27 protein-coding genes, 1 tRNA gene and 1 riboswitch are annotated in these 22,867 nt (G+C 61.7%); of the genes, 15 read left to right on the top strand and 13 right to left on the bottom strand.

Annotated elements, in window-relative coordinates; translation table 11 throughout:
- Positions 1-390: 390 nt before the first annotated feature.
- From ACMUVN_RS30775 to ACMUVN_RS30760, 4 genes are all read right to left on the bottom strand, one after another.
- A complete protein-coding gene (locus ACMUVN_RS30775; RefSeq protein WP_414815929.1) occupies positions 391-2,235 on the bottom strand; it encodes a DNA methyltransferase in 1,845 nt (614 codons plus the stop codon).
- Complete coding sequence (locus ACMUVN_RS30770; RefSeq protein WP_414815928.1) at positions 2,232-3,611, bottom strand: hypothetical protein; 1,380 nt, start codon at positions 3,609-3,611, stop codon at positions 2,232-2,234. The genes ACMUVN_RS30775 and ACMUVN_RS30770 overlap by 4 nt, the downstream gene beginning before the upstream one ends.
- On the bottom strand, positions 3,611-4,192 hold the full coding sequence (locus ACMUVN_RS30765) for a recombinase family protein (RefSeq protein ID WP_414815927.1): 582 nt from the start codon (positions 4,190-4,192) through the stop codon (positions 3,611-3,613). The genes ACMUVN_RS30770 and ACMUVN_RS30765 overlap by 1 nt, the downstream gene beginning before the upstream one ends.
- Before the next feature lie 381 nt (positions 4,193-4,573).
- The gene (locus ACMUVN_RS30760) at positions 4,574-5,182 is read right to left on the bottom strand and encodes a TetR/AcrR family transcriptional regulator (protein ID WP_414815926.1); all 609 of its coding nucleotides are present in this window, start codon (positions 5,180-5,182) and stop codon (positions 4,574-4,576) included.
- A 111-nt stretch (positions 5,183-5,293) separates the two neighbouring features.
- Between ACMUVN_RS30760 and ACMUVN_RS30755 the strand changes: the two genes are divergently transcribed.
- The 3 genes from ACMUVN_RS30755 (at position 5,294) to ACMUVN_RS30745 (ending at position 9,799) form a co-directional block, all read left to right on the top strand.
- Positions 5,294-5,980: a PspA/IM30 family protein gene (locus ACMUVN_RS30755; protein ID WP_183905811.1), complete on the top strand. Its 687-nt coding sequence runs from the start codon at positions 5,294-5,296 to the stop codon at positions 5,978-5,980.
- A gap of 49 nt (positions 5,981-6,029) precedes the next feature.
- Positions 6,030-6,311, top strand: a complete 282-nt coding sequence (locus tag ACMUVN_RS30750) for a YiaA/YiaB family inner membrane protein (RefSeq protein ID WP_003546080.1) — start codon at positions 6,030-6,032, stop codon at positions 6,309-6,311.
- A gap of 92 nt (positions 6,312-6,403) precedes the next feature.
- The gene (locus ACMUVN_RS30745; RefSeq protein WP_414815925.1) at positions 6,404-9,799 is read left to right on the top strand and encodes an acyl-[ACP]--phospholipid O-acyltransferase; all 3,396 of its coding nucleotides are present in this window, start codon (positions 6,404-6,406) and stop codon (positions 9,797-9,799) included.
- A 161-nt stretch (positions 9,800-9,960) separates the two neighbouring features.
- Here the strand turns inward: ACMUVN_RS30745 and ACMUVN_RS30740 are convergent, their stop codons facing one another.
- Together ACMUVN_RS30740 and ACMUVN_RS30735 are read right to left on the bottom strand one after the other, a co-directional pair.
- Positions 9,961-11,166, bottom strand: a complete 1,206-nt coding sequence (locus ACMUVN_RS30740; protein ID WP_414815924.1) for a TCR/Tet family MFS transporter — start codon at positions 11,164-11,166, stop codon at positions 9,961-9,963.
- A 446-nt stretch (positions 11,167-11,612) separates the two neighbouring features.
- Positions 11,613-12,020, bottom strand: coding sequence for a hypothetical protein (locus tag ACMUVN_RS30735; RefSeq protein ID WP_018495286.1), 408 nt, complete (start codon positions 12,018-12,020; stop codon positions 11,613-11,615).
- Positions 12,021-12,282: 262 nt separating this feature from the next.
- On the opposite strand from ACMUVN_RS30735, the gene ACMUVN_RS30730 reads away from it, so the two are divergent.
- Positions 12,283-12,359: transfer RNA gene (locus tag ACMUVN_RS30730), tRNA-Pro, on the top strand.
- A 293-nt stretch (positions 12,360-12,652) separates the two neighbouring features.
- Positions 12,653-12,730, top strand: a riboswitch (ZMP/ZTP riboswitch).
- Between the two features lie 21 nt (positions 12,731-12,751).
- Positions 12,752-14,044 (top strand): bifunctional folylpolyglutamate synthase/dihydrofolate synthase, encoded by a 1,293-nt coding sequence (locus ACMUVN_RS30725; protein ID WP_414815923.1) that lies wholly within the window; start codon positions 12,752-12,754, stop codon positions 14,042-14,044.
- 85 nt (positions 14,045-14,129) lie between these two features.
- Here ACMUVN_RS30725 and ACMUVN_RS30720 read toward each other — a convergent pair whose 3' ends face one another.
- The 3 genes from ACMUVN_RS30720 to ACMUVN_RS30710 form a co-directional block, all read right to left on the bottom strand.
- Positions 14,130-15,716 (bottom strand): hypothetical protein, encoded by a 1,587-nt coding sequence (locus ACMUVN_RS30720; protein ID WP_414815922.1) that lies wholly within the window; start codon positions 15,714-15,716, stop codon positions 14,130-14,132.
- Positions 15,717-15,940: 224 nt separating this feature from the next.
- Positions 15,941-16,960, bottom strand: a complete 1,020-nt coding sequence (locus tag ACMUVN_RS30715; protein ID WP_414815921.1) for a LuxR family transcriptional regulator — start codon at positions 16,958-16,960, stop codon at positions 15,941-15,943.
- 9 nt (positions 16,961-16,969) lie between these two features.
- Entirely contained in the window at positions 16,970-17,158 is a 189-nt protein-coding gene (locus ACMUVN_RS30710; RefSeq protein ID WP_047614453.1) for a hypothetical protein, read from the bottom strand.
- A 182-nt stretch (positions 17,159-17,340) separates the two neighbouring features.
- On the opposite strand from ACMUVN_RS30710, the gene ACMUVN_RS30705 reads away from it, so the two are divergent.
- Positions 17,341-17,580 carry a DUF982 domain-containing protein gene (locus ACMUVN_RS30705; RefSeq protein WP_018069182.1) on the top strand — a complete coding sequence of 80 codons (240 nt, stop codon included), beginning with the start codon at positions 17,341-17,343 and terminating at the stop codon, positions 17,578-17,580.
- Positions 17,581-17,606: 26 nt separating this feature from the next.
- Here ACMUVN_RS30705 and ACMUVN_RS30700 read toward each other — a convergent pair whose 3' ends face one another.
- The 3 genes from ACMUVN_RS30700 to ACMUVN_RS30690 are packed head-to-tail and all read right to left on the bottom strand — an operon-like array spanning position 17,607 to position 18,342.
- Positions 17,607-17,831, bottom strand: coding sequence for a hypothetical protein (locus tag ACMUVN_RS30700; protein WP_047614028.1), 225 nt, complete (start codon positions 17,829-17,831; stop codon positions 17,607-17,609).
- Positions 17,828-18,067 carry a hypothetical protein gene (locus ACMUVN_RS30695; RefSeq protein ID WP_047614030.1) on the bottom strand — a complete coding sequence of 80 codons (240 nt, stop codon included), beginning with the start codon at positions 18,065-18,067 and terminating at the stop codon, positions 17,828-17,830. Before ACMUVN_RS30695 ends, ACMUVN_RS30700 begins: the two co-directional genes overlap by 4 nt.
- A gap of 11 nt (positions 18,068-18,078) precedes the next feature.
- Positions 18,079-18,342, bottom strand: a complete 264-nt coding sequence (locus ACMUVN_RS30690; protein WP_414815920.1) for a hypothetical protein — start codon at positions 18,340-18,342, stop codon at positions 18,079-18,081.
- A 416-nt stretch (positions 18,343-18,758) separates the two neighbouring features.
- Here ACMUVN_RS30690 and ACMUVN_RS30685 point away from each other — a divergent pair, with 416 nt between their 5' ends.
- Entirely contained in the window at positions 18,759-19,010 is a 252-nt protein-coding gene (locus ACMUVN_RS30685) for a hypothetical protein (protein WP_414815919.1), read from the top strand.
- Between the two features lie 204 nt (positions 19,011-19,214).
- Here ACMUVN_RS30685 and ACMUVN_RS30680 read toward each other — a convergent pair whose 3' ends face one another.
- Positions 19,215-19,862 (bottom strand): S24 family peptidase, encoded by a 648-nt coding sequence (locus tag ACMUVN_RS30680; RefSeq protein WP_007627142.1) that lies wholly within the window; start codon positions 19,860-19,862, stop codon positions 19,215-19,217.
- A 140-nt stretch (positions 19,863-20,002) separates the two neighbouring features.
- Here ACMUVN_RS30680 and ACMUVN_RS30675 point away from each other — a divergent pair, with 140 nt between their 5' ends.
- From ACMUVN_RS30675 to ACMUVN_RS30640, 8 genes are all read left to right on the top strand, one after another.
- Positions 20,003-20,194: a hypothetical protein gene (locus ACMUVN_RS30675; RefSeq protein WP_047614454.1), complete on the top strand. Its 192-nt coding sequence runs from the start codon at positions 20,003-20,005 to the stop codon at positions 20,192-20,194.
- Positions 20,191-20,376, top strand: coding sequence for a hypothetical protein (locus tag ACMUVN_RS30670; protein ID WP_047614037.1), 186 nt, complete (start codon positions 20,191-20,193; stop codon positions 20,374-20,376). The genes ACMUVN_RS30675 and ACMUVN_RS30670 overlap by 4 nt, the downstream gene beginning before the upstream one ends.
- Positions 20,377-20,612: 236 nt before the next feature.
- The gene (locus tag ACMUVN_RS30665; protein ID WP_184390564.1) at positions 20,613-20,891 is read left to right on the top strand and encodes a sigma-70 family RNA polymerase sigma factor; all 279 of its coding nucleotides are present in this window, start codon (positions 20,613-20,615) and stop codon (positions 20,889-20,891) included.
- Between the two features lie 32 nt (positions 20,892-20,923).
- Entirely contained in the window at positions 20,924-21,289 is a 366-nt protein-coding gene (locus tag ACMUVN_RS30660; protein WP_184390567.1) for a hypothetical protein, read from the top strand.
- Complete coding sequence (locus ACMUVN_RS30655; RefSeq protein ID WP_063476534.1) at positions 21,255-21,650, top strand: hypothetical protein; 396 nt, start codon at positions 21,255-21,257, stop codon at positions 21,648-21,650. The genes ACMUVN_RS30660 and ACMUVN_RS30655 overlap by 35 nt, the downstream gene beginning before the upstream one ends.
- Entirely contained in the window at positions 21,647-21,946 is a 300-nt protein-coding gene (locus tag ACMUVN_RS30650; protein ID WP_414815918.1) for a GcrA cell cycle regulator, read from the top strand. The genes ACMUVN_RS30655 and ACMUVN_RS30650 overlap by 4 nt, the downstream gene beginning before the upstream one ends.
- Positions 21,943-22,140 (top strand): response regulator transcription factor, encoded by a 198-nt coding sequence (locus tag ACMUVN_RS30645; RefSeq protein WP_063476536.1) that lies wholly within the window; start codon positions 21,943-21,945, stop codon positions 22,138-22,140. Before ACMUVN_RS30650 ends, ACMUVN_RS30645 begins: the two co-directional genes overlap by 4 nt.
- A 13-nt stretch (positions 22,141-22,153) precedes the next feature.
- On the top strand, positions 22,154-22,747 hold the full coding sequence (locus ACMUVN_RS30640; RefSeq protein WP_414815917.1) for a hypothetical protein: 594 nt from the start codon (positions 22,154-22,156) through the stop codon (positions 22,745-22,747).
- The last annotated feature ends 120 nt before the right edge of the window (positions 22,748-22,867 follow it).

Here is a 22,867-nt window from a genome sequence, read left to right as displayed (position 1 = left end):
TTCTACAACCCGAAACGTCGCCACTCGACACTGGGGTATCTCAGCCCAAATGACTTTGAAACCAAGGTGGGATTAGCTTAATCTCGTGTCCGATAAACCGGCAGCAGGCCAATCTGCGGAATTATGTAGCAAATGCCACCAACGACCGCTTTTGGCCCATTACTGACAAAGTGGTAGGCCCGGAGGGAGCGCCCACCATCGCTCAAAAGCCTTAGAAGCCGGGCTTCCTGGGATGGTTAGGGGGACACGATGTCTCCCTTTTTAGTTTCCCCTAAACGAACTCGCATTCACCTTCAAGGCGGGTGAGCTGACGGCCTTGACGATCAGCTTGACTGGGAGGCTCTCGGGATTAGCATATGTGCGTGAACCTGATATTTGCGCACCTTGCCCTTAGGCAGCCCGGTCTGAAACGTTGGACGTTCGGCTATCCAAATTAGGAGCGCCAATTTTGACAGCCTGGGCGATGTCGAAAATGAGCACTGCCTCATGATAGTCGTCCTTGGCTCGTGGTTTCGCACGAGAAGCAGCCGATTTAAGAAGTTGTAGTTCGATTTCCTCCGTCAACGCCAAGCCTTTGCTCGCCAGCAGCTCGCCGTAGAGGCTTGCGCAGTCAACGACATGCTCAACTTCGCCGCGCCGATGCGAATAGAAGGTATGCTGATCGGCGACCACCATTGCCAGGCGGCACGATGGGCATGCGCGAGTAATGCCGTCCGCGAACCGGCCGATGTCGGCTAGGTAGTGAGCAGTAGGAACGGCTTTGCGCTCGAACCGCATAGCGTCTTTTTGCGGGTCGGCGCTTTCGTTGGTGTCCGATAACAAATAGCGCATAAGACGATCGGCTTCCGTAGAGCCTTTGAAGGTCGGCGTGGGACTTTCCAATGTCGCATTGTCGAAATAGCCGTCTTCTCCGGCGGAAAAGCCTAGCACCGCGAAAGCTAACGCGCGCGAAGATGCATAGTGCTCGCGCCCCGAGGAAGCTGGCAGATAGGGCGGGCTCGTGACGACAAAGGTCTGAGCAGGAAGACAAGGCCAAGACTCAACTGCACGCGCGTCACCCTGTCTTACAGTAACACTGCCAAGAGTGATCCCTAGTTCAGACTCTAAGCTGTCGAACACATCGAGAAGCTGGAGCGCACGATCGACCTTTTCAGATAAACGTTCCAGTAGTGGTTTCTTGATCAGCTCGATAGTGTAGCGCCCATTGCCGACGCCGATAAAACGATAGCGGATCTTCTTGGTGACAGCGTCGCTGGCAAGTGTGCGGATCAGGTCGCTGGCCAGGCCGGCCATGGTCGTAGCACGCACAGCTGTCGCCAAGATGTTCGCCTCGACCATGATCGAACCCAAGTAGTCGGTGCCATCGATGCGATCACGCCGTGCGATTTTCTTCTTTAGCTCGTCGGGGAAAATAAAGTCGGCCGACTGCTCGCCCTTAGCAATATGAGTTCGAAATACGTGCAGCGCCTTCCGCACCTTGACGCGGTCGCCGACGAAAGGGCCAACCTTCGAGCGAGACATCATTTCGCAAATGGGATCGATATCGACGCCGATCGCATCCTGTCCCAGGAGCGCCGCCTCCAAAAGCGCCGTCCCGCTGCCGCAGAAAGGATCGAACACAGCTGTGGCGCGGCCATATATGTTTATCAAAGCCCGGACCATCCGAGGGAAAAACTTAGCTTTGTAAATGTGCAGGTCATGCGAGAGCGAAAGCGTCGTTTTCTTGGCCGCCCGAAGCCGGCGCGAGAGGGTTGTCTCCCGACCACCTTGATAGGGCTCTAATAGCGCGCGGATGACAGCCGCAACCCGGCGTTCCTCCATATGATCTGGCAACGCCGCTTCGCTCTCAATAACGTAGTTATGGGCCAGAGCGACGATCACTTCGGGATGGTATTGGCGGGCAAAACAGACAGGTGACCCAACCTCTCCGCGCAGTCGCTCGAAATCGATGGCATCACCCGTCAGGAAAATTTCCTGAGCGAAGGCGCTACGTCGAATAAGGTTCACGGCGCGCTCGAAGGGTACGTCCATCCAGGTCGCCGCGATCCACCCGAAGGTGGTTGCGGTCTTCGGCTGAATGGTGGCAGGCCCGCTCGGGTAAAGGGCCTCTAGCTCCCTCTCGTCCAGAACCACGCCAGCCGTGCCCATAAGGCTCGTCCACTCGCGCCGTGCCAGCTCTGCGTCGCCGGGCATGGTGGTATTGTGGCGAAGGATGACCGTCAGACGCGATATCAATTTACCGCCCCCCAACGCTGGAGAATGTCGTCCAGGCCGCCGCTCAAAAGTGCGGCCTCCATGTCTTGAAAATTAAAGAGGGCCCGCGACAGTGGGTCGTTGTAGATCGGCCGGTTGAACGCGATCACAGTATCATAGATGTAATAGAGATCCGCCTCGTTGATCTCGGTAACTCCTTCAATCTCCGAGGGTCTAAACTTAGCCGCCGGCGCCCATCGGGCGTCCACCAGCTTGCTCATGTAGGCGTCGAACATAAACACTGGATCGAGATTGGCGACGAGTGCACCTCTGATCGGCAAAATTGGCGATCCATCGCGATAGTACGCACCGAATTTGAGGAGCTGATAGGTACCCTTTTTGATGTCATCGGTTCGGCCGAGGCCCGCCTTCGTTTTGTTTGAGTCGATCTCGTCCCCCCAACCGTTGGCGAGATAGCCAAGAGCGACTTCGCGGCCCAAACGGCGAACCTTTGGAACGCTGTAGCCCTGGAAGATCTCCGACCAGGCTTCGAGGTAGTCCAATAAGCCATCCGGCTGAGCAACGTATTCGGTCAGTGGGACGTAGGGCCAGCTCGCCCCCACGGGTTTGCCCAGCGGAATATCTACGCCTGAATTAGCCAAAAACAAACTCAGTTCGCGCGCCTGAAAATCAACGTCGATGAGCTTATGTTGCGAAAGCTCGATTGGGCCGTCTTCGCCTTCCTCAAGGAAAGGGTGTTCCAGCGCGGTCCGCAGCGGATAGGTGACAAGGGGCGACGCCTTGATTTCGAAGAGAACCAGAACGTCCTCGCGCCACGCCATCGCGTCCACGTCGTGGCTCTGTTTCGAGATTGTACCGACTGACATCGGGCGCTCGTTCGACGCACCCATTAGCGCGAGGAAATAGGCAATCGCCGTAGTGGTGATCTCACCGATGTGGTGGCTGGACGGCTTATGTTGCGCGCCGGTCAGTCGTTTATCGAGGCCTCGATCCTGGCAGCACATGGGACACTGTTTCAGGAAAGAGAAATAGGCATAGGGTGCATGGGCCTCATCGCCTACCGGCAAGCGGTGCCGGTTGCAGTAGATCCAATTTCGATTGGTTACACGCCCGTGGATGTATTCAGCGTTGCATACCAAATCGAACAGTGCCGCACTGACCAAGTTCATTCTGGCGGATGGAGTCGCGACGCTCGCCAAAATCGGGCTGGTCGTCCAACGGGGCGACGTCAGCGAGGCCTTGAAACTCTTCAGTCCGGTGGCCACAAGCGCGCCACCTGACACGGCGTCCATGTACTCGGTTTTGAAGATGCTCGTGTTAAGAAGTCTGACGAGATCGTCGATCTTATTCCCCGCTTCGCACGGTTTATAGACGGGGAAGGGTTGGATAACGGGCATTAGGCAGCCTTGTTCTGCTGCTCTGCCCGATAGGCTTGGAGCACGCGCTTAACAGTTGTTTTGGAAACATCGAAAAGGCTGGCGGCCGTGGAAGATGTTTCCCCGCCATCTTCTATCATGCGGACGATCTCGGCCTTCCGCGCAGGCTTGAGCTTGGGTTTCCGGCCGACAACGACACCGGCGCGGCGGGCGTTTTCCAGACCGTGCTTAGTACGCTCTCGGATCATTTCGCGCTCGAACTCGGCGAAGGCCTCCACGATTTGCATGGTCAGCCGGCCTATAGAGGTAGTCGTGTCTATCGCATTGGTGAGAGACAAGAAGCCCGCGCCGGCGGTGTTAATGACCTCCAGGGTGAATAATAGATCTCTTAGGGACCGAGATAGGCGGTCTAGCTTCCAAACTACGAGGACATCGCCTTCCTTCAGGCTGGCGATCGCCTTGGCTAAGACGGGGTGATCCGCATTGGCCCCACTCCGTTCTTCTTCAAATATTTTCTCGCAGCCTGCCGCGCGCAGCGTTTCAAGCTGCGGAGTCAGATCCTGGTGGTCCTCAAGGGACACGCGAGCATAACCGATTCCCATATAGCTATTTTGACCTGAATTTTGGGCCTCGGAAGTCACTGATTTTGTTTGTCCACAGGGCTGGGGCCGAAACCGTTCGGTTACTCCCTGCGTGACACCTCCAACATCTTGAGTATATGCCATTTGGGTATAGCTTTGCGTACACAGCAGACTTGTGTAGTTGTGTATGTGCGATAGGGTTAAATGCTCAATTTGGACAGTGCAGCTAGCGTACAGAACCTCTATGGTCGCGGATTGTCTGAACGTTCGCAACTGGCGCAAAGCTGCCAACGCCGCATTGCTATCGGTTGGTGCCATCGCCACGACCCGGACAGTAGTGGGGCAACGCCTGGGATGACGGAATGTGCGCTGACGTTCCAATCAAAGACCGGTGGCCCCTCATCACCCCCGCCGCCGCTCCGCCCCCGCCGCAATCGTCTGCACCAGTTCATCCACCTCCCGTGCCAACCGCTCCAGCGGCAGGCCGACGAAGCGGCCTTCCAGGCTGATGCTGACGACGCCGTGGACGGCGCCGAAGAGGGTGCGGGCGCGGATGGCGCGGTCTTCGGGGGGCATGTCGGGTTGGAGTTCGGCCAGCGGTTCGGCGATCACGTCCATCAGGAAGAGGTGTTCGTCGAGATGCCATTGCGGCGTCGGGCTCGATTCCGGCGGGAAGTGGTCGAACAGCGCCTTCCAGAGGTTCCGGTGCTCGACGGCGAAGTTCAAGTAGCCCTGCGCCAGGTTGCGCAGCCGGTCGGTCGGCGGCCGGTCCTTGGTTTCATCAAGGGTGAGCCTTGCCTCCAGCGCCTTCAGCGTTCCCGAATTGACGTGGATGACGAGTTCGGCGAGGTCTGAAAAGACCGTGTAGAGGCCGCCGAGCGCGCAGCCGGCATCCTGGGTGATGTCGCGGGCCCGGAGATTGGTGAGCCCGTCCCTGGCGATCCGCTCGCGCGCCGCCTCGATCAGCCGGGCCTTCAGGTCTTCGCGTTTTTCTTCTCGTCTGCCGGCCATTAACCATTCCACTTCGATTTTTTGAACGACGTTCAAAATTTATCTTGAACGACGTTCATGATTCTGGCATAACGCCTCTTGTGAACAACGTTCATAAACCGGAGGAAGCAAATGTTCAAACTGATTTCCATTTTGTTGCGGGGCAGGGCGCATGATGCCGAACAGGCTTTCGCCGACTGCCACGCCGTGCCGCTGCTTTCCCAGCAGATCCGCGATGCCGCCCAATCGATCCAGTCGGCCCGCCGCAGCGTCGCGGTCGCCATCGCCCAGAACGAGCAGGAGAGGGGGCAGCACGCAACGATCGTTGCCCGCATCGCCGATCTGGAGACCCGCGCCACCGCGGCCCTTGCCAAGGGCAATGAGGGCCTGGCCCGCGAGGCGGCCGAGGCGATCGCCTATCTCGACGCCGAGCGCGATGCATCTGAGAAGGCGCAAGCCCAGTTCACCCAGGCGATCGACAAGCTGAAGGGCATCGTGCGCGCCTCCGAGGCGCGGCTGCAGGAGCTGCAGCGCGGCGAGCGGTTGGCGCGGGCGACGCAGGAGGCGCAGAAGCTCGATGTCGCGGTCGCCGGTCCGGGCTTTGCCACGCTTGACGATGCCGAGGAGACCCTGGCGCGGCTTCGCCTGCGCCAGAGCCAGAATGAGCTGACGGCCGCGGCGCTGAAGGACATGGAAGGCGCCATCCGCCCGGCCGGCATCATCGAAAAGCTTGCCAATGCCGGCTTCGGCGCGCCGCTGCGCTCATCCGCCGATGATGTGCTGGCGCGGCTGAAGAGCCGCATCACGCCTGCTGCCTGAAATTGCATCCATCCAATCATTCATCCATCGAACCATAGGGACCACTGATATGAACGACAGTTTCCAGAAACATTCCGCCAGCTGGGTCAGCTTCTCCTACATCTCCTTCGGCTCGGCCGCCTTCATGCTGGCGCTCGGCCTCTACATGATGCCGCTCGATCTCTGGGGCAAAGGCTATCTCGCCATGGGCATTCTGATGCTGGTACAGACCACGGTGAATATCACCAAGACGCTGCGCGACAATGCCGAATCCGAGAAGCTGATCCGCAAGGTCGAGGACGCCCGCACCGAGAAACTCCTGGTCAAGTTCAATCGTAACGATGAAGATTGATCTTGGTTAACCACAGCGCAGAGTTGTTATCGCATTCAACTTTTGCGTAACAACTCTGTGGCCTTCTCTGCCAGTCGAAAGAGGGACCCGCCGTGCAACACAATCTGATGACCTCCAGGAAATTCGCGCCGCTGTTCTGGACCCAGTTCCTGACGGCTTTCAACGACAATTTCCTCAAGAACACCCTGGTGTTCCTCATTCTCTTCAAGATGTCGGCCAGCGAAGGCGCTGCCCTGGTGACGCTTGCCGGCGTCATCCTCATCGTGCCCTTCCTGCTGCTCTCGGCACTCGGCGGCGAACTGGCCGACAAACACGACAAGGCCAAAATCGCCGAGCTGCTGAAACGCTGCGAGATCGCGGTCGCCGCCCTGGCCGTCGTTGGCCTCGCCTTTTCCTCCATCTTCGTGCTGATGGCGGCGCTGTTCGGCTTCGGCATCGTTTCGGCGCTGTTCGGGCCGATCAAATACGGCATCCTGCCTGATCACCTCGAACGCCGCGACCTGCCGAAGGCCAATGCCTGGATCGAAGGCGGCACCTTCATCGCCATCCTCGCCGGCACGATCATCGCCGCGCTCGCCTTCTCCGGCGGTGAAAACGTGCTGATCTTCGGCACGATGATGATGGGGCTTTCGGTGCTCTGCTGGCTGGCCAGCCGGATGATCCCGCCGACCGGCTCCAAGGCGCCGGATCTCGAAATCGACCGCAATGTCATCCGCTCCAGCTACACCCTCGTCAAGGAAATCCGCGAGGATAAACGGCTGTGGCGTTCGGCGCTGATGAACTGCTGGTTCTGGCTGGTCGGCGCCTTCGTGCTCTCCATCCTGCCGACCATGGTGACCGAGCTGCTCGGCGGCTCCGAGCTCGTCGTGCCGGCCTATCTCACCGTCTTTGCCATCGCCGTCGCCGTCGGCTCGGCCATTGCCGCCTGGATGTCGTCCGGCCGCATCGTGCTGCTGCCGGCCCCGGTCGGCACCGCGCTGCTTGGCCTCTTCAGCCTCGATCTCGCCTGGAACCTCTGGGGCCTGGTTTCCACAAGCCACGCGACGACGATCGTCGGTTTCTTTGCCGGCCAGAATACCATCCGCGTCGCCATCGATCTCGCCGGCATGGCCATATCAGGCGCCTTCATCGCCGTGCCCACCTTCGCCGCCCTGCAGACCTGGGCGCATGAGGACCGCCGCGCCCGCGTCATCGGCGCCGCCAATGTGCTCTCGGCCCTGTTCATCACCGTCGGCCTCGGCCTGGTTGCCGCCATCCAGGCGCTCGGCGCCTCCATTCCTGAGATCCTGATCGGCCTCGGCATCATCAATTTCGCCGTCGCCTGGCTGATGCTGAAGACGCTGCCGACCAATCCCTTCCGCGATTTCATCTCGATCCTGTTCCGCGCCTTCATGCGGCTGGAGGTCAAAGGCCTTGAAAATATCAAGAAGGCCGGCCGCGCGCCGATCATTGCGCTCAACCATGTCAGCCTGCTCGATGGCGCCCTGGCGCTTGCGATCACCGAGGAAGAGCCCACCTTTGCCGTCGATTACAAGATCGCCCAGGCCTGGTGGGTGCGCCCCTTCCTGAAGATGTGCAAATTCCTGCCGCTCGACCCGACCAAGCCGATGGCGACGCGGTCGCTAATCAAGGTGGTGCAGGATGGCAACCCGATCGGCATCTTCCCCGAAGGCCGCCTGACGGTGACCGGCACGCTGATGAAGGTCTATGATGGCGCCGCCATGGTCGCCGACAAAACAGGCTCGATGGTCGTGCCGGTGAAGATCGACGGGCTGGAGAAGAGCTATCTCTCCTATCTCGACAACGGCAAGATCCGCCGCCGGCTGTTCCCCAAGGTCAAGGTCACCATTCTCGAACCGGTGAAGCTGGAAGTGCCGCCGGAGCTGAAGGGCCGCAAGCGCCGCACGGCGGCCGGCGCCGCCCTCTATCAGGTGATGTCGAACCTGTTGTTCCAGACCGCCGATACCTCGTCGACCGTGCTCGACCGCGTCATTCAGGCAGGTGGCGAATTCGGCATGGGCAAGCTCGCCGTCGAGGATCCGGTCACCGGCCGGCTGACCTATGGCAAGCTCTTGACCGGGGCTGCCGTGCTCGGCGCCAAGTTCCGCGCCCGTTTCCCGGAAACCAATCTCGGCGTCATGCTGCCGAATGCCAATGGCGCCGCCGCCACCCTGCTCGGCGTGATGACGGCGGGCAAGGTGCCGGCGATGCTGAACTTTACCGCGGGTGCTGCCAATATCCTCTCCGCCTGCAAGGCCGCCGAAGTCAGGCATGTGCTGACCTCGCGCGCCTTCGTCACCCAGGCCAAGCTCGGACCTGTCATCGAGGAGATGGAAAAGCAGGTGACGATCGTCTGGCTCGATGATCTCCGGGCGGAAATCGGCCTCAAGGACAAGATCCTGGGGTATCTGCGCAAGGCGCGGCCGCTGGTGAAGCGCAAGGCGGATGATCCGGCCGTCATCCTCTTCACCTCCGGCTCCGAAGGCACGCCGAAGGGCGTGGTGCTGACCCACCGCAACATCCTGTCGAATGCCGCCCAGGCCGCCGCCCGCATCGATTTCCACAGCGGCGACAAGGTGTTCAACATCCTGCCGGTGTTCCACTCCTTCGGGCTGACGGCCGGCACGGTGCTGCCGCTGATTTCGGGCGTGCCGGTCTATTTCTATCCGTCGCCGCTGCATTACCGCATCGTGCCGGAGCTGATCTATGTCTCCAACGCCACGATCATCTTCGGCACCGATACCTTCCTCAACGGCTATTCCAGGACGGCGCATCCCTACGATTTCCGCTCGATCCGCTATATCTTCTCCGGCGCCGAACCGGTGAAGGCCGCAACCCGCCAGACCTATATGGAAAAATTCGGCCTGCGCATCCTGGAAGGCTACGGCGTCACCGAGACGGCGCCGGTCATTTCCATCAACACGCCGATGTACAACAAGTCGGGCACGGTCGGCAAAATCCTGCCGGGCATGGAATGGAAGCTCGAACCGGTGCCCGGCATCGATGAGGGCGGCCGGCTGCATGTGCGCGGCGCCAATGTCATGGCCGGCTACCTCCGTGCCGAAAAGCCCGGCGTGCTCGAGCCGCTCGCCGACGGCTGGCACGACACCGGCGACATCGTCACCATCGACGAGGACGGTTTCGTCAAGATCCGCGGCCGCGCCAAACGCTTCGCCAAGATCGGCGGCGAAATGATCTCGCTCGCCGCCGTCGAGACGCTGGCCGCCGAGCTCTGGCCCGGCGCGCTGTCGGTCGTCTCCTCGCTGCCCGACGCCAAGAAAGGCGAGCGCCTGGTGCTCCTCACCGACGCCCCCACCGCCACCCGCGCCGAATTCCTCGCCTTCGCCAAATCCAAGGGCGCCATGGACATGATGGTCCCGGCCGAGGTCAATATCGGCAAGGTGCCGGTGCTCGGCTCCGGCAAGGTGGATTTCGTCGCGGCGCGGAAGCTGGCGGAAAGCGCGGTGCAGGCGGGGGAGGCGGCGTGAGGGTGTAGGGTTCGGGGGTCTCGCGTGGCCCCCGCTGGCCTGCCGGCCCCCGTGGCTCGACCCTGGGCTTGGCAGGGCAGAGGGGTATTCAAGCACCGCCTCCCTCCGTCCTCCCAGGGCTTGACCCTGGGATCCATGCGGCACGCGGCGCGGGCGGTGGCCTATGGCGTCGGCCCGCTTGCCGCGGTCGGCGAGGGTTTCTTCAGCCTGAGAGCAAGAATGAGCGGCACGGCCAGCGCATAGACGGCGACGACCGAGAGCCAGATCGCGCCCGGCCATGCCTGGCGGACGAGGAAATAGACGCTGGAGAAGCCAAGCGGCGCCACGATCGAGGCGAGGCTGACGACCGAGGCCAGCACGCCCTGGAACTGGCCTTGCCGGTTTTCATCGACCTGCCGGCTGGCGAGCGACTGCAGCGCCGGCACGCCGATGCCGCCGAGCGTGAAGACCGGCATGATCGAAAAGATCATCCAGCCCTGGCCGGCAAAGGCCATGACGGTGAGCGCCATCGCGGCGCCGGCGATGCCGGTCAGGATTGCCCCGCGTTCGCCGAGCAATTTGACCGCCGGTCCCGGAAGGAAGGCCTGGGTCAGCGTCTGGCAGATGCCGAAGGCGCCGAGGGAAAGGCCGATCGAAAGCCCGCTCCAATGGAAGGCGTCGCTGCCCCAGAGCGCCCAGCAGGTGCCGTAGGCCTCGCCGGTGGCGCTGAAGATGAAGAAGAGGGTGACGACGGGCAGCAGGCTTTTGACCTCGAGCACCGCGTGCAGCGGCTTCAGCGGATTGAGCGCCGAAAGCGCGATCTTCTCCCGGCTGCCGGGGCGCGATTCCGGCAGGACGAAGAAGGCGAGCAGCAGGTTCAAGCCATTGAGCACGGCGGCCGCCATGAAGGGCAGCCGCAGCCAGTAATCACCGAGGACGCCGCCGGCGACCGGGCCGATGATGAAGCCGAGGCCGAACATGGCGTTGAAAAGCCCGAAGCGGCGGGCGCGCTTCTCCTCGGGCGAAATGTCGGTGATATAGGCGGTTGCCACCGACACGTTGGCGCTCGTCAGGCCGGCGATGGCGCGGCCGAGAAACAGCATCGGAAGATTGGCCGCAAAGGCGAGGAACAGATAGTTGACGGCAGCGCCGGCGAGCGAAATCAGCAGCACCGGCCGGCGGCCGATCCGGTCGCTGAGCGCCCCGAGCACCGGCGCGAAAATGAACTGCATGACCGCGTAGAGCGCGGTCAGCGTGCCGATATAGGCCGCGACGTTTTCGGCATGGGTGATATCGCGCAGCAGCGCGGGCAGGATGGGGAAGATCAGGCCGATGCCGACGGCATCGAGGACAATGGCGGTGAAAATGACGATAAGGGATCTGGTCATGGCGCGTTCCGGGTCGACGCAAGCGCACGAGCGCCGTTTGAGCGCCAATGGACTCACGATGAGGCCTGAGCTGATCAGGCGTTTGGTTTCTGGGAGGTGCTGGCCGATCCATGCTGCAAAGGCATGAATGGCGTGTGCTCGACCACCTGGACGACCATTCGTCCACCTGTTTACTCCGCCACTGAGCGGATCAAGGGAGGCAGCCGCTTTTCGCGACGGGCAATAGATACGCCGGAGGGCTGAATGCGACAAGCCCCTTTTTGCGCCGGATTTGGTTGCGGGCTGTCGGGATATTGAGAGCGGGGTCGATGGGCCATCCGCTGCAACGGCGGACCTGGCGGAATCTGCTCTTCGTGCAGAAGCCGGCTTGCGTCGGAAGCAGCAGCCGCGAACGAAAACAGGCGGCACCTGGGGCCGCCTGTGAGCTGCTTCGGACGAAGCGTCCGTTACTTCTGTTCCGGCGCCAGGAACTCGGCGCAATAGGACGGGCCGTCGACGCCCGGAATATCGGCGACGGTGCGGATGTCGCGGATGGTGTAATCGGAGCTGGTGGTGATTTCGGCCTGGCAGCGCAGATAGGCGGTGCGGGCGGACGAAATCTGCTTGCCGCGCTTGCCGTCGGCGCCTTCGGCATATTTCGCCGGAATGCGCACGGTCTTGTAGCCGCCACGCCAGGTATAGACGGTGGTCGAGCCTTGCTCGCTGTCGCTGATCGGCGGCCCGTAGGCGGCAAAGAAGATGCCGGCCGATTTGCCGACCCAGCGGGCCTCGATCGGATTGCCGGCGGAAGGAATGGTCGTGCATCCGGCAAGCGCAATTGCAAGCCCGGCCGCGGTCATGGTGCGGAAATTCATCGTGTCGTCCTGATCTCTAGCGCATTGGCTGCGAAGCCCGCCCTCGTGAGCGGTTTCGCCTGTCCCGTCTGCCCTTTAGCGCGGAACCCGGCAAAAGAAAATTGCCCGTTTGAGACTTCCGTTCGATTTGCGGGAAGTGTGGCTTTTTGCTGCAGTCGCGTGATCTCGAGCCTGTCACGTCACCGTCAAAAATTCCGCCGGTTTTTTGGAATTTGGTGCTTGTGCAACCAGATAGGCTGTTCTATAGAAGCGCCGCTGGTCACGGAGTGTAGCGCAGTCTGGTAGCGCACCACGTTCGGGACGTGGGGGTCGAGTGTTCGAATCACTCCACTCCGACCAGCTAGAAACCCCGCTTCGGCGGGGTTTTTCGTTTCTGCTGATCTCAGCCCAAAGTCCCCCCGATTCACCGGAGCGAGTTCAACCGGCCGATAACCCGTCCTTCTCCGGTTATAATTTTTCTGCAGGAAAGGTGTAACCGAGCGCGGCTGGCGGAAGCTCGGTGCATTGCATCGCAAGAATCCAAGTTCGAGCCGATCCCAGGTTTTGAGCTGCGTCTCCATCCAGTCCCCCAAGCGCAATTTGCGGGCCGCACGAGCGCCGCTCTGGATTTCGGACTCATCTATGCTAGCATCGAAGGCCTGCGTGACTGGCGATCAAGGTGGATACCACCGGGGAGCGTGGGAATTTGGCCGCTCGCCTGGGCATCTGGATCATTTTTGCGAAGGTGCCCCATGTCGTCCCGCATCGAAAGTGAACGGCTTGCGAATTGTCTAGCCGAACTTGATCAACTCACGAATTGGGAACGCCGCCCGCGCGGCGATATGCGGGTCGATCTGGAGCCGATGCGCGATCTCGCTCGCCGGCTTGGCGATCCCCAGAACAGCTTCCGTATCGTCCATGTGGCCGGCACCAAGGGCAAAGGCTCGACCTGCGCCCTGGTCGAGGCGGGTCTTGCGCGGGCGGGCTTCGCCGTCGGGCGATATGCCTCGCCGCATGTCATGCACATCACCGAGCGGGTCAGCATTGATGGCCGTCCGGTCGGCGAGGAGCGCTTGGCGGACGCGCTTGGGGCAGCGCTGGCGGCATTCAAAGACGCAAGGCGAGAGGCGACAGCCGCGCAGGGAGCAACCTGGTTCGATATCCTGACGGTTTCGGCCTTGCTGATCTTCAGCATGGAAGGCGTGGAGTGGGCCGTTCTCGAAACCGGACTTGGAGGGCGGTGGGACTCGACCAATATCGTTCAAAGCGATGTCGCCGTTATCACCAATATCGATCTCGAGCACACCGAAATCCTCGGCAAAACCCGCGCCGCCATTGCTTTCGAGAAGGCGGGAATCATAAAGCCCGGCACAACGGTCGTCACACTCCTGCCGGAGGCGGACGAGGCAGGCGCCGTCGTATCCGCCCGGGCAGCAGAACTCGGCTCTGCCGTGCGACGCCCCATCGTGCCGCCCGACGCAACGATTGAGCAGCGGAATGTTGCCGTGGCGGCAGCGGTTCTGGATGTCCTCGGAAAAATGGGCGTGATGACAAAGGCCGCAAGCGCGGTGTCGGAGCCACTTGGAGAACAGCTCCTCGATCCCTCGACGATCGAAGCTGCCCGCCTGCCGGGACGGCTCGAGAAACTCGCCGTCGTCACCAGCCACGGCGATAAGGTCAACGTGGTGCTGGACGGCGCGCATGTTCCCTTCAACCTTGCTGCGGTTCTGAGCGACCTCTCGCAGGAAGAAAAGTACCGCGCTCCCTGCATTGCCGTCGTGTCAATCGCGGAAGACAAGGACGCGGCAGGCTTGCTGTCGACGATGACGCGCCACGATATGTCGATCATCTTCACCACCGTCGGCGCCAGATCGCGCTCGCCGCAACAGCTGAAGACGATTGCGGACAGCCTTGGGCTGCTGAGCATCGTCGTGCCGGACCCGCTCGAGGCCTATCAGGAAGCACTGGCCGGCGCCGCGGAATCGGGCGCATGGGTTCTCGTGACGGGATCGCTTTATCTCGTTGGCATAATCCGTGCGGCGTGAGGCCGAGCGGGTGTGAATGACTCCGACCGGAACGCGGTGGAGAAGAAGCCGCCGCCGCTGGAACGTGCGGCGCTGTGCTGCGATCTCAGCCGCCGACTGTGATTTCACCATCCGCAACACGTTTGACAAATATCTTCAGACCTTCATGCCGCAGTTTCTTCCAACCGCCGTCGGAAACCATTGATTTAGCCAGATCGGCAAACCCGGTGGTGAGGTAGGGAACCTGCGATGCCGGTCGTTTGCCGAGCGCTTGAATCAAGCAGTCAGTTCTTGGTGGGGACGAGAATGAGTTTCCTGAACGTTTCATGCCGATCTCCAAATGATCGGTGCCATCTGGAAATCTGATCGTCCCATAGCCGCACTTGGCCGCGGCATTCACTTCGGCCTTGGAGAGATTGTCTTGGAGAAGAAATGACAGCTGGCTGAAAGTGTTGTCGGTGTAATCGAACTGACCCAGTACGATGAAGTCCAGCTCGTTCTGCCCCTTCTTGGCGCCTTTGATCTTGCCATAGAAGTTGGAATTCACCTTGGTGTCCTTGCCTGTCTTCATGGCAAGCATTTCGCCCAGCTTGATATAGGTCCTCGGTTTTGACGAAACGTTTTCGGTACCAGCCGCGGCGTTGCCTGAAGGCAGACTGGCGGTCTCCGGCTTGGCATAGGCGTCAGCGAAGGCTCGCAGTGTCGTGAGATTGAGCGCTTGGGGAAGCGAACCGCTCTCGAACTTGCGGCAAGAGAGAGCGGCTTGCCGTGTTGCCTTGTCAGGCTTGCCCTCAACATTCCCTGGCTTGCAGCCCAAATGAGCCAGTTGCTGCTGCAACGTCTTGAGCAAAACTGCTTGTTCGGCGGAATAGGCGCTGACGCCGCGGGTCACACTGACATTGCGGACATCGATGCCGATACCATCCGGCTGCACCACGTCAAACTGGGACGTATGATGGTCATAGTTCTTCCATTCGTTGCCCCAACCCATCATCACCGGGCCGAGAATGAAGTTGAATGATTTTGGGTCGCGGTTTGATTGCGGCTCGCACTCGTTCGATTCCCAGCAATGCGGAGCCTGGTTGGTTGCTTCGCCTTCGGCGGCGTAGATCACCTTGTTGTCGCAGCTTGCCGTAACCCATCCGCTGTCATCGTTTGCCCATCGGATTTTCAGCGAGAATGTCGCCCATTTGCCGAAATCTTCCGATTTTTGGCACTGGCGGGCGAGAAAGTTCACGCCGTTGCGCGTGTCGGCCTTCAGCATGTAGATGAAATTGTGGATTGCCGGTCCTTCCCAGGACGCGAAACGCAAATGGCTGTCCCAGCCATCGGGATAAAAGCCATTTGCGGAGTTGTTGTGCCAGCCTTTGTAGGCAAAAGTCGGATCGAGCCGGAAATCAAACTTGTATTCGACGCTTTCGCCAACCCTCATGTCTCGCGTATAGCGAATCGTGGAGCGGACGTTGCCATTGCGGCAATCATTTTCGCCCCGTCCATCTCCATAGTCGACGTTGGAACACTGACGGTCGAATATCTCAAACCGGGTCACGCCGCCCTTGACCTCCGGTCTGACCGATCCGTTGAACTTGTGGCGCTCAAAACCTTTGGGGAGCGGATCGGCAGTCGCTGCCGCGTGGGTCGCAAAAACCATGAGCGCGCCAACCACCAGTCCAACTATAGGATTTTTCAGCATAGCCCCCTCTCCAAATTGGACTCCAACCATATCACGATCTCTTTTGGAGGGTCGGGTTTAGATCAGGTTCAGATCGATGCGGATGCAATTAGCGACGACACCCAAGTCCAACACGGGATTCTGGACGAACAAGTTCGAGAAGACCGTATCGCCTGATCGGCGCATCATGGCCGAGATCGAAAGGTTGGGTTGGTGGGGATGCCACACAGGGCCGGCGGTCGAGGCTATGTGCTCGGAGCCCCAGCGCTCAGCAGCGCCCGTACCAATGCCGCCTGGTTGCGTACGCCGGTTTTGTCGAAGATGCGCTGTAGCTGGGTGCGCAACGTGTTGACACTGACCCCGAGCAGATCGGCGGCGGCTGCGAGATCGTGGCCATCGACGATCAGGCGGGCAAGCCGGGTCTGCGCCGGCGAGAGGCCGAAGACCTCCCGCGCGCTCGCGATCCGGCGCACCACAGTCTCGGCGTCGTCGAAGGAGACCAGCGCCTTGCCGTCCTCGAGCAGAACCCAGCAGTGGAGCGGAATCCCGGCCGCGTCTTCGCCAAGCCCCACCGCCCAGGCCTGCTTCGGCGCGATGTTCAGCGGCCTCTGGCTCTGCAGCTCGCGGAACGCCAGGCGCACCGCCTCCCGCAGTGCTGCGTCGTGTTCGCGCTGCCGGGCACGCAGGCGGCCGGCGGCGGCGACGAGCCCGGGATGGCCGTGCATCCGCTCCCGCGCCAGCCGGTTCGTCCAGAGGATCCTGGCATCCGTGTCGACCTCGATCAGCGGGCAGTTCGCCTCCTCGACGCTGCTCTCCATCATCACCATGCAGCCGATCTTCCAAGCGCCGTCGATCCGCTGGAGGATCCGCAGCTGGCGCTTGCGATCTTCGCCGGTGTCGCTGCCGATCTGATCGAAGGTCATCCAGGCCATGTTGCCGTCGACGACGATGTTGACCTTTTCCCAGCGGACGCGCTCCGAAAAGGCATATTTCTCCGGGAATCGCTCGACGATCTTCCTGATCCGCGCGGCGATCGGGTCCCAGCCTTCGTCCACCCGGACGCCGAGCGAGGCGAAATATTCCATCCGCCGGGTCTGCGGCGACTGCACCCAGTGGCTCGCCAGCGCCTCGAAGTCCCGCTGCAGCCAGGCCTCGGTTTCGGCGCGGATCACGGCCATGATCGCCGCCCGGTCAGCCTCGCTGTCGTCCATCGCGCGGTCCCCCACAACGGATCGCAGCATAGCATGATCGGTCTGTCGGAGCATGACGGCACCTCATGTGTGGATGACGCCGGCCAGCAGCAGCGTCAGGCCGGCGGTCGCGGCAGTCAGCCCGAGTAGCCGAAGCCTCAGGCGCGGCAGGGTGATCTGATTTCGGTAGTATCGGTCCTCGGCCGCGGCGCCCATCGGCGTGGGGCGGCGGCGGTTTGGCATGTGCGCGGCGACGAGACTCTGAAGGTCCATTGTGTTGCCTCCCGGTTCGGGCTTCATCTGCCGCATTCTCGCACGCATCCGAGCCGGGCCCTGTCATGCAGACGGAGGACATCGGGCTCGGCGCCCGGCTGGCGAACGAAGAATCATCTCAACCGGAACGAGTCCCGCGGTGATTCGTTGAGTCGCGTATTTCCAGCGTGAGGGGATGCATCATGAGCAGGCGACGAAGGTTCAAGCCGGTGAAGATCACCATCAATGGCAAGGTGAGGACGGTCTATAATGTTGTTCAGGCCGGCAACACGTTGCTGAATGACTGGCCCGAGCAGACGCCGGCGGCGAAGGCTGCCGAACGTCTTGTGCTTGACGTGTTCAACGATGCCGCCGGGCCCGAGCAGGTGCGGCGGGCGTTCATTACCGCGGCGAAGGCGAGCGACATCAAGTTCAGCTCCTGATCGGCAGTGTCGGCAAAAGCCCTGGCTCACTTCCATGACACATGCTCCTGGTATCGCAGATCCCGGGTTTTGAACTGCGTCTCCATCCAGGCGGCCGAGATGATCGCCGCGAGGAAACCGAAGGCGAGGCAGGCAATGGCCTGGGTCCGCCACGAGACGAAGGTGACCGGCGCCGGGGTGACGGGCTTTTGCGCGCAGTCACCGGGCGGGCAGGCGCAGCCGGAAAAGGCCTTGATCGGGCAATCGCTCATGATGCGCCGCCTTTCACCGTATCGATGGCGGCGAGGATCTTCTGGTGAAGCGGGCAGCCGTGATCGTCGCTGCCGTCGAAAAAGCGTTCGGCCTCCACCAGCGCCTCCAGGAGATCGGGCGCCCCGGCGGTGAAACGGGCCGTGGCGCCGGTCTTTTCGGTTGCTCCGGCCCGCCGGGCGGCGGGACGGGAAGGGCGCTCGGTCGATGGTTCGGATGTGGGATTGGCGGCAGACATCTCCGTTCCCCTCAGGCGTAAAGCTGATCGGAATCGGTGATGCCCATGATCTCGCGGGCATAGCGGTAGTGCTCCTCGACGCTGGCCGCAGCACCGCGCAGCCAGGACGGGCCGCGGATCGAATGTTCGGGACGGCGCAGGAAGGCAAAGCCGAGGGCGCCCATGCGCTGGGCCTCGTTGGCCATATAGGCGCGGCAGTCGCCCATCGTGCGCGCCGCATTCCAGCGGGCGTCCCGCTTGCTCTCCTCTGTCTCGATCTTGCGAATGTGCTGCATCGCCTGTCCTCTCGCGCCTCTGGTCGGCTTGTGAGGTTAAGGTATTTATTATACCCGATCGCGTCAACGGAAAAAGGTATAAAAAATACCTCTTGGATTGACGAGGTACGAATCGTAGGCGTATGTCTTGATCAAGTGATTGGGCGACCGGGTGCAACTCCCGAGCTGACGAAGCCCAGCGGCGCGGGAAGCGAAAGTCCTTAAGTGCGCTGTCAGAAAATCAGGACGAGGGCGAAGCGAATGGCCCCTCTGGCACGTGTCCCATCCCGGCTCCGGCCTTCAGGACTTGGCCAATGCTCTCCCGGCTTCATGGGCTTTGCTCATGGGGTAGGGGGAAGCTTTGGCCGGAACCCTCCCTCACCAGCCTTCAGGAACCTTCTCCTCCTAAGCTGAAGAGAGAGGATGGAGAACTGAAGTTGGAGTATGAAGCTAGGAGAAAAAAGGAGGCCGGCGATGCGCAGCGACATCGAAATCACCGACGAGGTGATCGAGGCGGGCCTGGCATCACCGAGTTCTACGATCCGTGGGAGGAGAAGCTGCCGAAGGATATGTTTCCCGCCGCCATCCGGTCCATCCTGGTGGCGGTGTCGCGAGTGGTGCGCGAACGGCATCCGGAGCTTCCGCAATTTGTGGCCTCAGAGGATGCGTCGTCCCGATATCCCTCGTGATCCCGGCTGGGGATCGGCGAGCTTCGGAGCGAAATCCTACAGGCCGTACATCTCCCGCGCGGCGCTGTATGCCAGGAGAAGCACCGCCGCCGTGACGATGTAGAATCAGATTCTGCCGGCGCGCGATGAAGGGCGGATCATCCTGTTTTTTCTATTGAATTTGATTGATTCGCGGCATCGTTTCCGCGCCTTGCGCTCTCATCCCTACATCTCGATGATCGATCGGCGGACGCGGCCGACGATGGTGACGGCGCCCTGGAATTCCGGCGGCGGCACGTCCTCGTAGGAGGCGGGCTGGAAGGGCGGGTTGTCGTTCGGGCGATAGCGCTTGTAGGTCGCGGCGCCCGTTTCGTCGGCGACGACATAGAGCGCGTTCGGCGCCAGGCGCTTGTCGCGCAGATTGACGAAGATGATCGAGCCCGGCGGCGAGATCTTGTTCATCGAATTGCCCTCGACCTCGAGCGCGATCCATTCGCCATCGGGCAGATCGAGGGCGGCGACCGTCGGGAATTCCGAGAAGTCGGTGATCGGCGCCTGCTCGCTGAGCTGGCCGGCGCTGACCCAGGAGATCTTCGGCACATCGGCGACGGAGACCGGCAGCTCATCGGGATCGAGCGCGTTGCCGGTGCCGAACTGCAGCCAGTTGAGATTGACCTTGAAAGCGCGGGCATACTTCTTCGCATCGGCGATGCCGAAGCCGTTGCGGCCGGATTCATGCGCCTTGTAGACATTCGCATTCCAGCCGAACCGATCGACGATCGCCTTCGGCCCGGCAAAGCCAGCATTCTTCCTGGCCATGACGAGGCGCTTTGCGCGTTCTTCGCGTTCAAATTGTTCCTGATCTTTCAACATGATATAAAAAATACCCTAAATTAAGGTACATGTCATGCCCTAATGTGCTTGACATATCGGGTATTAATTGTACCCTAATCGCCATGACAAACACCGACATCATCAACAACGGGCCAGCCTTTCGGACTGGAGGAGACGCCATGAGGTTCACCATTTCCTCGGAGGATAGGCTCGCCATGGACGTCGTGCCGACCGGCGTCGTCATTCACCGGCCGCAAGGGCCAAGGGGAGGGCGGATGTCCGCGATACCAGTTCGCAACGAGGATATCCCCTTCCTCGCCAAGGCCCTGCAGCAGGTGCTGAACGCCAACCGGGAGGTGGAGTCGCTGTGACCATCTCCACCCCGCCCGCCCGCTACACCGGCTGCCCGAATTGCGGCAAGGCGCTGTCGATCGCCGAGGTGATCGAGCGCCACTGCGAGACTTGCAGCCGGCCGACCAGCCCGAAAGAGCTGCGGGAGATCGCCCCCGGCGCTCTTCCGATCCCCGATCCCGACAGCCTCACTCCTCCCTGACGGCTATCGGTGGCTGGCGTCGTTGCCCTCCCTCGGCGACGCCGGCATCCCGGGCGCGACGATGTCGTGCCCGCCGGGCGCGCTCGTGCCCGACCCAGGCGGCGGCCTGGCAGACGACCGGAGCTTTTGCTCCGCAACAGAGCCGGGCTCCGGTCGTCATCCGTGAAAAATCAAAGACGTTGGCAGCACCCGCTTCGGCGGGAACGGCGAACCGCGTTCGAAAGAAGGATCAAGCGATGAGCTTCCAGCTCAAGGCCGCCCCGGCGCAGCAAGGCACCCACATGAACGCGCTCGAGCTCTTCCGCTCCGGCCGGGACTATATCGAAATCGCTGCCATCCTCGGCGTGTCGGTGCCGTCCGTCGAAACCGAGATCCACACGCTTCGAAGCGCCGAGAAGGGCGACACCGCCCAGCAGGACCATGCCGGCGCGGAGATTCGCCGCTTTCCCCGCCGCCCCCTCAAGCCGGGCACGCCGGTCAATTTCGCCGGCGGCCGACGGCGGCTGCGGGTTTGAGGCCGGCCATCTCAATCGGGAAAGGACATCGCATGGCGAAGGAAACAATGAACCAGGAGATCATGGACATCCTCAGCCCGGTGCTGGGGGAGGAGCTGGCAGCGGCGATCATCGAGCATCGCAAACGCACGCTGAAGAAGCCGCTGACGGTTTATGCGGCGAGGATGCAGGCGCGGGAATATCTGGCGACCGGCGACCCGGTCGGCGCCGCCGAGATGCAGATCTTCCGCGGCTGGCAGGCGATCAAATGCGACTGGTACCTCAAGGAGAAGGCGAGGGAGGCCGGGTCGATCAACAGCAGTACGAGAAGGACGACAGTGGATGCCGCAAGAGATTTCCTCTCCGGTGAAGATCATAGCTGGGATGCTTTCGGGTTTCCCGGCATCCGCAGGCACTGATCCCGACATGCAGATCCGCGCCTATCTCGTCGCGATCGAGGGCATTCCGCTGGAGGCGGTCTGGCAGGCGGCCAAACTCTTCATCTGCGGAAAGGTCCGGGATCATAACCGCGCCTTCGCTCCGAGCTGCGCCAGTTTCGCCGAGCAATGCCGCCATCAGCAGGCGGCGATCGAGGCGGAGAGCCGCCCGCGCATGGAGGCCGAGCCGGAGAGGCCGCAGCCGAAGGTCGCCGCCTACAAGATGCAGCTGCTGCGCGACGCCGCCAATGGCAGCCGCAACGCCAAGCGGGAGCTCGCCAGGATGTTCCCCGACAACCCGATCATTGCAAGGGCCGCACGACCTGAGGAGGCATTGAGATGACCATCACATTCTGGACGGAAGACAAGATCGTCAAGGCGGAAAAGCTCTGGAATGAAGGGCTGTCGGCCAGAGAGATCGCCGTCATGTTCGGATCGAAGAAGAACACCGTCATCAACATGGCATCCCGCAACCGCGACAGGTTTCCCTCGAGGCAGGACGCCTGGCATCCGCAGCCGAAGGCGGGCCCGCCCGTCCAGCCGATCCGCCACCCCGACCGCGTGACGCGGGTGACCATGTCGGGCGCCCATGTGACGATGCCGCGCGTGCCGTGCATCGATGGGCCTGCAGAGCCATGAGCAAGGTCACCCCACGCGAAACCGAAATCATCCGCTGGATGGCGGCGGGCAAGACGGCAGCCGAGATCGGCACCATTCTCGGCATCTCCCACATCACGGTGAATACGCACATATCAAACGCCAAGGCGCGGCTCGGCGTCTTCAAGGATACGGCGCTGGTCGCCGCGGCACTCAGAAACGGCATCATTCGATAGAAGGACGATCAGCATGGGCGGCAAGGCCACCAAGGTGAAGACAGGACGGGTCAACAAGGGCGCCGGCCGGCCGCGCAAGGAGAATGTCGAGCGTTTTCCCTGCGGCAAGATCAAGCCCTTCGAAACCGAGAAGGAGAATATCAGCGTGGCGATATCGGCCCGCCGCCGCATCCACGGCTTCGGCCGGACGGTGGCCGACGAGACGGTCAGGAGCCCCTTTGCCGGCTACACCCTCGGTCGCATCTTCCTCGACGGCCTGATCACCGCCGAGCAGCGCCAGGCCGGCGACGACTATGCCGAGGCGATCGCCCGCTACCACAAGACCACAGGCATTCCGGCCCCGAGCCCGAGGGCGCAATCGCTCTTTGCCGTCAAGGGCCACGAAGGCGAGGTGACCGACACCCACGCCGACCGCGCCCGCAAGGCCAGCAACCGCATGATGGCCCTGCAGGGCATCCTGCTGCGCTGCCCAGATGGACCGCAGGTCAGGAGCACGGTCTATAATGTCACGGTGATGGATTACGACCATTTGCGCCAGATGCCGCCGCAGCAGCTGCTGTGGCTGCGGCGGGGGTTGACGGCGTTGCGCGGGGCGAGGGGTGGGTGATGACGGGGCAATGGGCGAAAAAATCGCCCATCTCCCATCCGCCATCACTGTATTTGCCGCAGAGCTCACCCCACCCTCCGTCCTCCTCGGGCTTGACCCGAGGATCCACGCCGGCCTCCA

This window comes from Rhizobium sp. IY2, from assembly GCF_047532935.1.
GTDB lineage: Bacteria > Pseudomonadota > Alphaproteobacteria > Rhizobiales > Rhizobiaceae > Rhizobium > Rhizobium anhuiense.
This window is presented reverse-complemented; position numbering and strand designations above follow the sequence as displayed.